General features: G+C 72.9%; 8 protein-coding genes. 2 read left to right on the forward strand and 6 right to left on the reverse strand.

Annotated features, from left to right (window positions below; genetic code table 11):
• Window positions 1-13: 13 nt before the first annotated feature.
• The 3 genes from ABTY62_RS18745 to ABTY62_RS18755 form a co-directional block, all read right to left on the reverse strand.
• Window positions 14-1,759 carry a phospho-sugar mutase gene (locus tag ABTY62_RS18745; protein WP_352130514.1) on the reverse strand — a complete coding sequence of 582 codons (1,746 nt, stop codon included), beginning with the start codon at window positions 1,757-1,759 and terminating at the stop codon, window positions 14-16.
• An 865-nt stretch (window positions 1,760-2,624) separates the two neighbouring features.
• Window positions 2,625-3,446, reverse strand: coding sequence for a purine-nucleoside phosphorylase (locus tag ABTY62_RS18750; protein ID WP_311724194.1), 822 nt, complete (start codon window positions 3,444-3,446; stop codon window positions 2,625-2,627).
• Between the two features lie 153 nt (window positions 3,447-3,599).
• Window positions 3,600-4,037 (reverse strand): gamma-glutamylcyclotransferase family protein, encoded by a 438-nt coding sequence (locus tag ABTY62_RS18755; protein ID WP_311724193.1) that lies wholly within the window; start codon window positions 4,035-4,037, stop codon window positions 3,600-3,602.
• An 86-nt stretch (window positions 4,038-4,123) separates the two neighbouring features.
• Between ABTY62_RS18755 and ABTY62_RS18760 the strand changes: the two genes are divergently transcribed.
• Window positions 4,124-5,572: an NAD(P)H-quinone dehydrogenase gene (locus tag ABTY62_RS18760; RefSeq protein ID WP_352130515.1), complete on the forward strand. Its 1,449-nt coding sequence runs from the start codon at window positions 4,124-4,126 to the stop codon at window positions 5,570-5,572.
• A gap of 110 nt (window positions 5,573-5,682) precedes the next feature.
• Entirely contained in the window at window positions 5,683-6,702 is a 1,020-nt protein-coding gene (locus ABTY62_RS18765; RefSeq protein ID WP_352130516.1) for a DeoR/GlpR family DNA-binding transcription regulator, read from the forward strand.
• A 49-nt stretch (window positions 6,703-6,751) separates the two neighbouring features.
• On the opposite strand, the gene ABTY62_RS18770 is transcribed toward ABTY62_RS18765, so the two are convergent.
• The 3 genes from ABTY62_RS18770 to ABTY62_RS18780 form a co-directional block, all read right to left on the reverse strand.
• Entirely contained in the window at window positions 6,752-7,345 is a 594-nt protein-coding gene (locus ABTY62_RS18770) for a TetR/AcrR family transcriptional regulator (RefSeq protein WP_352130517.1), read from the reverse strand.
• A 52-nt stretch (window positions 7,346-7,397) separates the two neighbouring features.
• Window positions 7,398-8,450 carry a hypothetical protein gene (locus ABTY62_RS18775; RefSeq protein ID WP_352130518.1) on the reverse strand — a complete coding sequence of 351 codons (1,053 nt, stop codon included), beginning with the start codon at window positions 8,448-8,450 and terminating at the stop codon, window positions 7,398-7,400.
• 256 nt (window positions 8,451-8,706) lie between these two features.
• Window positions 8,707-9,994 (reverse strand): ATP-binding protein (locus ABTY62_RS18780; RefSeq protein ID WP_352130519.1); only part of this gene is annotated, 1,288 nt, incomplete at its 5' end.

Below are 9,994 nucleotides of genomic sequence, written 5' to 3' on the forward strand. Positions count from 1 at the left end.
CTGACCGGGAACGTCAGATCCCCGCCGCCTCCGCGAGGTCCGCCTTGAGCGCCGACAGGACCTGCTCCGCCGTCGCGCGCGCTGTGGCGAGGGCGTCCGCCGCGGGGGCGTCGACCACCACCTCCAGGTAGCACTTCAGCTTCGGCTCGGTGCCGCTCGGGCGGACGATCACCCGGGCCGACCGGACGGTGGACCCCGGGGTGGCGCCGGCCCGGCCGGAGAGCTGATAGCGCAGGCCGTCCGTCGGGGGCAGGGCCGCCGTGCCGCGCGAGAGGTCCTCGCCGGCGGACACGGCGAGGCCCGCGAGCTCGGTGGGCGGCTGTTCGCGCAGCCGCTTCATGACCTGGGCGATCAGGGACAGGTCCTCGACGCGCACGGACAGCTGGTCGGTGGCGTGCAGCCCGTGTTCCAGCGCGATGTCGTCGAGCAGGTCGGTGAGGGTGCGGCCCTGCTCCTTGAGCTCGGCCGTCAGCTCGGCGACGAGCAGGGCGGCGGTGATGCCGTCCTTGTCGCGTACGCCCTCGGGGTCGACGCAGTAGCCGAGCGCCTCCTCGTAGGCGTAGCGCAGCCCGTCGACGCGGGCCAGCCACTTGAAGCCGGTCAGCGTCTCGGCGTACGGGAGGTCCGCGGCCTGCGCGATGCGGGACAGGAGGGAGGACGAGACGATCGAGGTCGCGAAGGTGCCGCGGGCGCTCTTGTGGATGAGGTGGGTGGCCAGGAGCGCGCCGACCTCGTCGCCCCGGAGCATCCGCCAGGCGGCCGCGGCGGGGGCCGCGGCCGGTACGGCCACCGCGCAGCGGTCGGCGTCCGGGTCGTTCGCGATGATGATGTCGGCCCCGCCGGGGCCGAGGCCGCGGGCGGTGGCGAACGCCAGGTCCATCGCGCCCGGCTCCTCCGGGTTGGGGAACGCGACGGTCGGGAAGGCCGGGTCCGGCTCGCCCTGCTCGGCGACCACCACAGGGGCCGGGAATCCCGCGCGGGCGAAGGCGGCGGTGACGGTCTCGCGGCCGACGCCGTGCAGCGGGGTGTAGACGACGCGTACGTCCCGAGGAGAGCCGGGGGTCAGAACGGCGTCGGTACGGGCGAGATAGGCGTCCAGGACGTCGTCGCCGAGGGTCTCCCAGCCGGAGTCCGGGCGGGGAACGTCGTCGAGGGCGCCGATCGCGGCGATCTCGGCGGCGATGTCGAGGTCGGCGGGCGGCACGATCTGGGAGCCGTCGCCGAGGTAGACCTTGTAGCCGTTGTCGCGGGGCGGGTTGTGGCTGGCGGTGACCTCGACCCCGGCGACGGCGCCGAGGTGGCGGATGGCGAAGGCGAGGACGGGGGTGGGGAGCGGGCGCGGCAGCAGGGCGGCCCGGAGGCCCGCGCCGGTCACGACGGCGGCGGTGTCGCGGGCGAAGTCGGCGCTCTTGTAGCGGGCGTCGTAGCCGATGACGACGAGGCCGGGCCGCTGCGCGGTGGGCGGCTGCCCGGTGGAGTGCCCCTGCTTGGTGAGGTACGCGGCGAGGCCGGCGGCGGCGCGGATGACCACGGCGCGGTTCATGCGCATGGGCCCGGCGCCCAGTTCGCCGCGGAGGCCGGCGGTGCCGAACTGAAGGGTGCCGGAGAAGCGGTCGGCCAGCTGGTCGAGGGCCGTGGGCTCGCCCGAGTCGGCCGCCTGGAGCAGCTTGGCCAGCTCCTCGCGGGTCTCGGGGTCGGGGTCCTCCGCCATCCAGGTGCTGGCCTTGGAGATCAGCTCGGACTCGGGGGTGGGCGCCATGGGAGGCCTCCTGGGGTGGCTGGGGGGTGGCTGGTGGGGCTGGCGGTGGCTGGTGGTGGCTGGGTCGGGCGTGTGGGTGCGGTCCGGCGGGGCTCCGGGGCGGGGCCGGGCGGCGCTGTCGCGAGCCCGCGCCCGCCGCCTCGGCGCCGCCGGGGGTGGATGGCCGCCGAGCGTGGCTGACCAGTGAGTACCCCGGGAAACCGGCACGACGCCAGGGCCCGCGCGGGGCGGGCCAGGGACGGGCCGACCCGGCCCGGCGACCGCGGCGCGGGTGGCGCTGCCGCGCGCGTCGCCGGGTTCGTCGGTGGCTCTCTCCCCATACCCGCCCCTTCCCGACCGTTTCGATCTGCGCGGCAGAGTCGCATATCGACAGGTGCTGGGAAGGGGCGGGGGAGGGGAGCGGCCCGCAGCAGGCGCCAAGATCCGCCGGACAGGGCGTGGCGGACCGGGACGGCAGCCGCCCAGCGGTCCGGTCCGGCGGCTCGGGCCGGTAACCCTGCCCGGCGGCTCGAATCAGCGGGTCGGGTCTGCGGCCCGGGGCAGTGTGTCCCAGGCACTGGCTCGGATCCGCGGGTCCGGGTCAGCCGGTCCGGCTGGCGGCTCGGGGTCCGTGACTCGGGTCGGCAGCTCCGGTTGACCGGGTCGGTCAGCGGGCCCGGACGGCGGCTCGGGGTCCGTGACTCGGGTCGTAACTCGCTTCGCGGCGGCTCGGGTCCGTACTGCCGGGGTCACCGGCCTCGGGCAGAGCGTCCGGGGCGCCGCATCAGGTCCTGTGAGTCCGGTCCTGCGGGCCCGGGGCGTCGGCTCGGGTCGGCGAGCCGGCGGTTCGGGCCCGCGCCCGCGGGCGGGGCGCCGGCGGGTGCCGTCAGACGCGGTCGAGGACCTGCGCCAGGAGGCTCCCCATCCGCGCGGCCGAGTCGCGGCCCGCCTGGAGGACCTCCTCGTGGTTGAGGGGTTCGCCCGTCATGCCCGCGGCGAGGTTGGTGACCAGGGAGATGCCGAGGACCTCGGCGCCCGCCTCGCGGGCGGCGATCGCCTCCAGGGCGGTGGACATGCCCACCAGGTCCGCCCCGAGGGTGCGGGTCATGTTGATCTCGGCGGGCGTCTCGTAGTGCGGGCCGGGGAACTGCGCGTAGACGCCCTCCTCGAGGGTGGGGTCGATCTCCCGGCACAGCGCCCGCAGCCGCGGCGAGTACAGATCGGTGAGGTCGACGAAGTTCGCGCCGACGATCGGGGAGGCGGCGGTGAGGTTGATGTGGTCGCTGATCAGCACCGGCTGGCCGGGGCGCATGCCCTCGCGGAGGCCGCCGCAGCCGTTGGTGAGGACGACGGTCTTGCAGCCGGCGGCGACGGCGGTGCGTACGCCGTGCGCGACGGCGGCGACACCGAGGCCCTCGTAGAAGTGCGTGCGGCCGAGGAAGACCAGCGCTCGCTTGTCGTTGATCTTGTACGAGCGGATCTTGCCCGCGTGGCCCTCGACGCTGGGCGGCGGGAAGGAGGGGAGTTCGGTGACCGGGAACTCGTGTTCCGGGGCGCCCAGGGCGTCGGTGGCGGGCACCCAGCCGGAGCCGAGGACCAGGACGACGTCGTGGGTCTCTTCGCCGGTGAGTTCGCGCAGGCGTGCGGCCGCGACGTCGGCGGCGGCGTAGGGGTCCCCCTGATGGGTAACTGATGCGTTCACGCGCATGAGACTAGCCGGTGATTGCCTACGCGCGTAGACGTTCTTGACGACGGTGTTCGATTCTTTGCCAAGGCGCGATCGAACCGCGTCGGGGTGGTGTGGAAAGAGGCACGGAATGGGCAAGGGCAGGGAACGGAAAGGGCGGCGGGGCGCCCGGCCTCAGCAGGGGCGCTTGCGCAGTTCCATGACGTAGTCGTGCGGGGCCCCCGCGGATTCCGCGGCGTCCGCGATCTCGCCGAGATAGCGGGCGGAGGGCAGGCCGCCCTCGTAGCCGTTGAGCACATAGAGCCAGGCCGGCTCGTCGCCGTCCAGGGTGTGGACCCGGATCCGCATCCGGCGGTAGATGTCCAGGCCGACCCCCTCCCAGCGGTCCATGGAGTCCTCGTCCATGGGGGCGATGTCGTACAGAGCGACGAAGACCTGGGAGCGCGGCGCCTCGACGATGGTCGGGAGGGCACCCTCCCAGCCCATCTGCTCGCCGCCGAAGGTGAGGCGCCAGCCGTTGATCCACCCCGTGCCGCGCAGCGGGGAGTGCGGTGCGCGGCGGGACATCAGCCGCGCGTCGAGGTTGCCGGCGTACGCGGCGTAGAGCGACATGGCTCAGAGGGTACGGGAGTGAGGGAAGAAGGTTCCGGGGGCGGCGGGAACCCCCCGTGAGAGTGATGTCGAACGGGTGCGGGACAATGGAGCATGTGACTCGGATCGTGATCATTGGTGGCGGACCCGGCGGCTATGAGGCGGCGCTGGTCGCCGCACAGCTCGGCGCGGAGGTGACCGTCGTCGACTGCGACGGTCTGGGTGGGGCGTCGGTGCTCACCGACTGTGTGCCCTCGAAGACATTGATCGCCACCGCTGAGGTGATGACGAACTTCGACTCTTCGTACGAGGAGTTGGGGATCATCGTGGCCGATGACACCCCGCCGCTGGCGCAGGCGGCCCAAGTCGTGGGCGTTGACCTGGGCAAAGTCAATCGACGGGTGAAGCGTCTCGCGCTGGCCCAGTCGCATGACATCACGGCTTCGGTGACGCGCGCGGGCGCGCGGGTGATGCGCGGGCGCGGGCGGCTGGAGCCGTCGCAGGCGCCCGACGGGTCGCGGAAGGTGATCGTCCGGGCTGCCGACGGGACCGAGCAGACGCTGGTCGCGGACGCCGTGCTGCTGGCGACCGGGGCGCACCCCAGGGAGATCCCGGACGCGCTGCCGGACGGCGAGCGCATTCTGAACTGGACGCAGGTGTACGACCTGGACGAGCTCCCGGAGGAGCTCATCGTGGTCGGCTCCGGTGTCACGGGCGCCGAGTTCGCGGGCGCGTACCAGGCGCTGGGCTCCAAGGTCACGCTGGTCTCGAGCCGGGACCGGGTGCTGCCGGGCGAGGACCCGGACGCGGCGGCCGTGCTGGAGGACGTCTTCCGGCGGCGCGGGATGAATGTGATGGCGCGCTCGCGGGCGCAGGCCGCCAAGCGGGTCGGCGACCGGGTGGAAGTGACGCTGGCGGACGGCCGGGTGATCACGGGCACCCACTGTCTGATGGCCGTCGGCTCGATCCCGAACAGCGCCGAGATGGGCCTGGAGGAGGCCGGGGTCCGGCTCAAGGAGTCCGGGCACATCTGGACCGACAAGGTCTCGCGGACCAGCGCGCCGGGCGTGTACGCGGCGGGCGACTGCACCGGGGTGCTGGCGCTGGCGTCGGTGGCGGCCATGCAGGGCCGGATCGCGATGTACCACTTCCTCGGTGACGCGGTCGCCCCGCTGAACCTGAAGACCGTGTCGGCCAACGTCTTCACGGACCCGGAGATCGCCACGGTCGGCTACTCCCAGGCGGATGTGGACGGCGGGAAGATCGACGCCCGGGTGGTGAAGCTGCCGCTGCTGCGCAACCCGCGCGCGAAGATGCAGGGCATCCGGGACGGCTTCGTGAAGATCTTCTGCCGTCCGGGCACCGGCATCGTGGTCGGCGGCGTGGTGGTCGCACCGCGCGCGAGCGAGCTGATCCACCCGATCTCCCTCGCGGTCGACAACAACCTGACGGTGGAGCAGATCGCCAGCGCCTTCACGGTGTACCCGTCGCTGTCCGGCTCGATCGCCGAGGTGGCGCGGCAGCTGCACACGCGGAAGACGCAGGAAGAGGCCTAAGGGAAGCGCAGCCCGCTCCAATACCATCCCGAGGGGTCGCAGACGAACAACATCTGTTAATTGGTGCAAGCTGCTGAAACCAGACGGTCGTTGGCGTTACTGTCAGTTTCGTGTTCGCTGCAGAACGTCGCCAATTGATCCTTGAAATGGTGCGGGCGAACGGAGCGGTATCGCTCCGCGAGCTCGCCCGCGTCGTCCAGACCTCCGAAGTGACCGTCCGGCGGGATGTGCGGGCGCTGGAGGCAGAAGGACTGCTCGACCGCCGGCACGGCGGTGCGGTGTTGCCGGGCGGATTCACCAGGGAGTCCGGCTTCCCGCAGAAATCCCATCTAGCGACCGCGGAGAAGACGGCCATCGCCGATCTCGCGGCCGGTCTCGTCGACGAGGGCGAGGCCGTCGTGGTCGGCGCCGGGACGACCACGCAGGAGCTGGCCCGCCGGCTCGCGCGTGTCCCGGGCCTGACCGTGGTCACCAACTCCCTGCTCGTCGCACAGGCGTTGGCGCACGCCAACCGGGTCGAGGTCGTCATGACCGGCGGCACCCTGCGCGGCTCCAACTACGCGCTGGTCGGCAGCGGCGCCGAGCAGTCCCTCCAGGGGCTGCGGGTCAGCCGGGCCTTTCTGTCCGGCAGCGGGCTGACCGCCGAGCGCGGCCTGTCCACGTCCAACATGCTGTCGGCGAGCGTCGACCGCGCGCTGGTCCAGGCGGCGGCGGAGGTGGTGGTCCTCGCGGACCACTCCAAGCTCGGCACCGACACCATGTTCCAGACGGTGCCGACGGACGTGATCACCCGGCTGGTCACGGACGAGCCACCCGCGCACCACGACCGGGCCCTGACCGAGCTCCAGGCCCTCGCCGACCAGGGGGTGCAGATCGCGGTGGCCGGGCCGGGCGCGGGCTCGGGCCCGGCGGGCGGCCACGGCGGCCCGGCGGGGCCGGGGCGGCAGCAGCCCCGGCTCGGCGGCCCGCCCACCGCGCGCGCCGGCGAGGAGGGGCTGCCGCTCCCCGGACCGCGCCGCAACCACCCGCACCCACCGGGGGGCGGGCCGGGCGCCACGCTGCGCGGCGGGATGCCGCTGGCGGAGCAGCCGGGGGGCCGGGTCGCCGACCTGGCGCCACGGCGGCGCTGAGGGTGTAGAGGGCACATAGGGCACAGAGGGTGCTGAAGCCCTGGCCGGGTCAGCGGGACTTGAGCCCGGTGAAGGTCAGGGCCAGCAGCCGGTCGGTCAACTCCGGGTCGTCCGGCGACTGTTCCACGGCCAGCGCGATGGCGTTGGTCAGCTGCATCAGATCGTCTATGCCGACGTCGGACCGTACGTTCCCGGACTGCTGGGCGCGGGCGAGCAGCGCGCTGCCCGCCTCGCGCATCGGCAGGCCGCACCCCTGGGACAGCGAAGAGCTCGCATCCCCGGAGGCGGCCATCAGCGCGTGCGAGAGCCCGCGGTAGGTGCTCGCGTAGTCGATGATCTCGCGCAGCCAGTCGACCAGCGCACGGCACGGCTGCGGGGCCTTCGCCAGCTCACGGGCGCGCGCCAGCAGCGCGCACACCTCTTTCTGGAAGACGGCCCCCATGAGCGCGGTGCGGTTCGGGAAGTGCCGGTAGAGGGTGCCGATACCGACGCCCGCGCGGCGCGCGATGTCCTCCAGCGACGCGTCGGTGCCGTGCTCGACGAACGCGGTCCTGGCCTCGGTCAGCAGCCGCTCGTAATTGCGGCGCGCGTCGGCGCGCATGGGGCGCGCTGGGGCGTGCGCTGTGGCTGTCTCCAATGCCATCGCGGTCCTCCCTGCGCCGTTGGTCGTACGGGTCCGTGGGTCAAGCATGCCATTACGAGCCGGGTCGGGGCGGCGCCGGCAGCGGGGGCTGGGGCTCGGCGCGGTACGGGTCGAGAGCGGCCGCGCGCTCATGGTAGGGGAGCCGGGACAGCCGGGAGACCAGCCTCCACATGGTGCGCTCTGCGGCCAGCTCGGTCGGCAGCGCCAGGCCCAGGGACTCGGCCAGCGGCTTCCGGCCGACGTTGACCAGCGCCCGTACGGCGGCGGCCCACTCGTCGGTGGTCGTCACGGCGGACCGGTACCAGAGCGGGATCAGCGCGGTCAGGACGGCCGCGGTGGTCAGCAGCGCGGTGCGGTCCGCGTCCGCGGAGCCCAGGGCGGCCAGGGCGGTCGCGGCCACCGCGGCGTGCCCGTAGAGCAGGGATATGAAGAAGTCGACGCTGGCGCGGGCCAGTTCCTCCTGGCGGCGGACCTGTTCGGGCGCCGTGCCGGTCAGTTCGCCCCACAGCACCTGGGTGTCCAGGCGGAAGCGGTCGTAGCCGTACTCCTCCAGGCGGCGGATCGCGTTGCCCAGGCGGGTGGGGGCGATCTGGTCGCCGTCGATCGGGTAGCGGCTCAACCGCTCCTGGAGCAGCGCGCGTTGGGCCGCCGTGCGCAGCCGGTCCCGGCGGGCGGCCCGGGCGATACGGGGGTTGGCGCGCAGGTCGGCCAGTTGCCGGGCCGCCTCGGGCGGCAGCGCGCTCGCGCGCTCGCGCTCCTCCAGCCGCAGCAGGGTGAGGCGGTCGTGGAGCTCCTGCTTGGTCTGCCGGTGGCGGCGGCAGCGCGCGTCGTAGGCGGTGGCGGGCCACAGGACGTAGCCCTCCAGCAGGCGGTAGAGCAGGGTCTGCACGGCGGACAGGACCAGCCCGAGGAGGAGGGACACGGTCAGCAGGAGCACGGCGGTGTTGACCTTCGACGAGGGCCACAGCCGCTGCGCCAGGTCGATGTGGTGGAGGCTGGGCGCGACGGTGAAGAAGAAGACGGAGAGGTTGAGGGCGGTGGGCAGGATCCACCCGACGAGCAGCGTCCAGGCGCCGCCGAGCACGCCCTTGGCGATATCACCCATGGGGGAGGGCCTCCCGCGGGTGAGGGGTCACCGGGCGGGTGTTGGGCGGATCGGTCACGCGTTGTCGTCCGTCGTCTCGTCGTCCCAGTCGTCGTCGCCGAACGGGGGACCGGGCGGCCATGGCGTAGCCATACGCTCCCCCTCCTCGGCCGAGCTCACATCCTGCCGCGCGGAGGGCTCCGGCCGCCACCGTATGCACCTGGGCCCCGGTCGAGGGGATCGACCGGGGCCCAGGTTTCGACTGTGCGGCGGGGTGTCAGTCCTTGATCTCGCAGATGACGGCGCCGGCGGTGAGGGCGGCGCCGACCTCGGCGGCCAGGCCCTTCACGGTGCCCGCGCGGTGGGCGTTGAGAGGCTGTTCCATCTTCATCGCCTCCAGGACCACGACCAGATCGCCCTCGGCGACCTGGTCCCCCTCGGCCACGGCGACCTTGACGATGGTCCCCTGCATCGGCGACGCCAGCGCATCACCGGACGCGGCCGATCCGGACTTCTTCACGGCCTTGCGCTTGGGCTTCTTCGCCCCTGCCCCACCACCCATAGAAACAGCCGCCACACCGAGGGAGGCGGGGAGGGAGACCTCCAGGCGCTTGCCTCCGACCTCGACGACCACGATCTCGCGCGCGACGGGCTCGTCGGTTTCGTCGGTGTTGGTGGGGGCGTAGGGGGTGATGGTGTTGGTGAACTCGGTTTCGATCCACCGGGTGTGGATGGTGAAGGGGTCGGCGGTGAAGGCGGGGTCGGTGACCACGGCGCGGTGGAACGGGATCGCCGTGGCCATTCCCTCGACCTGGAACTCCGCGAGCGCGCGGGCGGCGCGCTGGAGGGCCTGGGTGCGGGTGGCACCGGTGACGATCAGCTTGGCCAGCAGAGAGTCCCAGGCCGGGCCGATCACGCTGCCCGACTCCACGCCCGCGTCCAGGCGGACGCCCGGGCCGGTGGGCGGGGCGAACGTGGTGACGGTGCCGGGGGCGGGCAGGAAGTTGCGGCCCGGGTCCTCGCCGTTGATACGGAACTCGAACGAGTGGCCGCGCACGGGCGGGTCGTCGTAGCCGATCGGCTCGCCGTCCGCGATCCGGAACATCTCCCGCACCAGGTCGATCCCGGTGACCTCTTCGGTGACGGGGTGTTCGACCTGGAGGCGGGTGTTGACCTCCAGGAAGGAGATCGTCCCGTCCGTGCCCACCAGGAATTCGACCGTGCCCGCACCCACATACCCGGCCTCCTTGAGGATGGCTTTGGAGGCGCGGTACAGCTCGGCGTTCTGCTCCGGCGTGAGGAACGGCGCCGGGGCTTCTTCGACGAGTTTTTGGTGGCGTCGTTGGAGGGAGCAGTCGCGGGTGGAGACGACGACGACGTTGCCGTGGGTGTCGGCGAGGCACTGGGTCTCCACATGCCGCGGCTTGTCGAGGTAGCGCTCGACGAAGCATTCGCCGCGGCCGAAGGAGACGACGGCCTCGCGGACGGCGGAGTCGTAGAGTTCGGGGACCTCGTCCAGGGTGCGGGCGACTTTCAGGCCGCGTCCGCCGCCGCCGAAGGCGGCT

Source organism: Streptomyces sp. NPDC097640, from assembly GCF_040302705.1.
GTDB lineage: Bacteria > Actinomycetota > Actinomycetes > Streptomycetales > Streptomycetaceae > Streptomyces.

Excerpts from the sequence above, each read along its gene's own strand:
- ABTY62_RS18760 (WP_352130515.1), top strand. The coding sequence starts at position 4,124 with ATGGAGCATGTGACTCGGATCGTGATCATTGGTGGCGGACCCGGCGGC.
- ABTY62_RS18745 (WP_352130514.1), bottom strand. The coding sequence starts at position 1,759 with ATGGCGCCCACCCCCGAGTCCGAGCTGATCTCCAAGGCCAGCACCTGG.
- ABTY62_RS18750 (WP_311724194.1), bottom strand. The coding sequence starts at position 3,446 with ATGCGCGTGAACGCATCAGTTACCCATCAGGGGGACCCCTACGCCGCC.
- ABTY62_RS18755 (WP_311724193.1), bottom strand. The coding sequence starts at position 4,037 with ATGTCGCTCTACGCCGCGTACGCCGGCAACCTCGACGCGCGGCTGATG.
- ABTY62_RS18775 (WP_352130518.1), bottom strand. The coding sequence starts at position 8,450 with ATGGGTGATATCGCCAAGGGCGTGCTCGGCGGCGCCTGGACGCTGCTC.
- ABTY62_RS18770 (WP_352130517.1), bottom strand. The coding sequence starts at position 7,345 with ATGGCATTGGAGACAGCCACAGCGCACGCCCCAGCGCGCCCCATGCGC.